The following is a 1659-nucleotide window of genomic DNA, read 5'->3' as shown; positions in this document are numbered from 1 at the left end:
GGCCCTGTGCCTGTATGACGTCACCACCCTCTACTTCGAGGCCGAGCGTGAGGACGACCTGCGCAAGGTCGGCTACTCCAAGGAGCGGAGGGTCGACCCTCAGGTCATCGTGGGCCTGCTGGTTGACCGTCATGGTTTCCCTCTCCAGGTCGGCTGCTGGGAGGGCAACAAGGCTGAGACCGCCACGATCGTTCCCATCGTGGAGGCCTTCCAGTCCGCTCACGGTATCGAGGAGCTCGTCATCGTCGCTGACGCCGGCATGCTCTCGGCCGCCAACCTGGCGGCCCTGGACGACGCTCGGCTGCGGTTCATCGTCGGCGCCCGCACCACCCGGGCCCCAGGCGACCTGGAGGCGCACTTCCACTGGGAAGGCGACGCCTTCACCGACGGCCAGGTCATCGACACCATCACCCCCAGGAGGGGCTCGCGGAGCGAGCGGGACAAGAGCCGCAAGGCCGAGCCGGTGTGGGGCCCGCACACCCACCCGGGCTCGTGGCGGGCCATCTGGGTCTACTCCAAGAAGCGCGCGGCCCGGGACAACCAGACCCTGACCGCTCAGGCCAACCGGGCGCGGGCTGTCATCGCCGGTGAGAAGCGTCCCAAGGGCACGCGTTTCGTCACCGTCCACGCCGGTGACGCCACCCTGGACGAAGCCTCCATCGCCAGAGCCAGGTCCCTGGTCGGCCTCAAGGGCTACGTCACCAACATTCCTGCACGCTTGATGGATGCCGGCGAGGTCGTCTCCTCGTATCACGAGCTGTGGCACGTCGAGCAGTCTTTCCGGATGAGTAAGCACGACCTGAGGGCCCGACCGGTCTTTCACCACACCCGTGACGCGATCGAGGCGCACCTGACCGTGGTGATGGCCGCCCTGGCCGTAGCCCGCTACCTCCAGGACGCCACCGGGATCAGCATCGCCAGGATCGTGCGCGAGCTACGCAGCCTGCAGGAGGTCACCATCAACCTCAACGGCCACCACCTCGCAGCCGCACCGCGTCTGACCGACGCCGCTAACGACATCCTCACCGCCCTGAGCACCCCACCCCCGGCACACTAAGCGTCATGAGTCAGGACAACCGCCTCCGCCCTCAATTCTCACAAGCCTGCAGGGTGCCCGAACGCTTCTTCCACCCGATGAGGATATCCCGCTCCTCGTCCATCATGTCGATCTGCACGAGGCAGTCCTGCGCCAGATGCTCCGCAGACGCCAGCCAGGAATCCCACAGCAACCGCCCCAGAATACCATCTTGTTTAATCCCAGCCATAGAAGGCAGTCAGTCTGGCCTTCCTTCACACCAGCCCGCCGGTAGATCCCATAGGCCTCGCGAAAAGCCGTAAGAGCCTTATCAGACTGCCCTGAATAGAAAAAGTCGAATCCCTCATCGAATACCAGTCCGGCCGCCTTCAGCACATCCTCGTCTTCGTCATCGACCATCTTTCCCTCCCGCCGTCGGCCGCCCGGCTGTGCAGCAGGCGCTAACCGCGCATCCCGCCGACCCATTCGCTCCAAGGCTACGACGGCAGCGCCGTCGGTCCTCAGTACGGCCCACGGTCACCTCGGCCGCCTGTGCCACGGCCCTGACTCCGAGCGCCACGAGCGACTCGAAGAGCCGACCGGCCATGTGCGCGCCACCGGGACCGAGAAGCGCGAACTCGGAC

2 protein-coding genes are annotated in these 1659 nt (G+C 65.9%); one reads left to right on the top strand and one right to left on the bottom strand.

Features of this window, described 5'->3' with window-relative positions:
* Nucleotides 1-1057 (top strand): IS1634 family transposase (locus O145_RS15170; protein ID WP_043564508.1); only part of this gene is annotated, 1057 nt, incomplete at its 5' end.
* A gap of 31 nt (nt 1058-1088) precedes the next feature.
* Here the strand turns inward: O145_RS15170 and O145_RS18535 are convergent.
* Complete coding sequence (locus tag O145_RS18535; RefSeq protein ID WP_156966829.1) at nt 1089-1265, bottom strand: hypothetical protein; 177 nt, start codon at nt 1263-1265, stop codon at nt 1089-1091.
* Nucleotides 1266-1659 lie beyond the last annotated feature (394 nt).

Origin of the sequence: Actinomyces israelii DSM 43320, from assembly GCF_000711965.1 — a bacterium.
GTDB classification, from domain to species: domain Bacteria; phylum Actinomycetota; class Actinomycetes; order Actinomycetales; family Actinomycetaceae; genus Actinomyces; species Actinomyces israelii.
The sequence above is the reverse complement of the archived record's forward strand: the minus strand, read 5'-3'. Positions and strand labels throughout refer to the sequence as shown.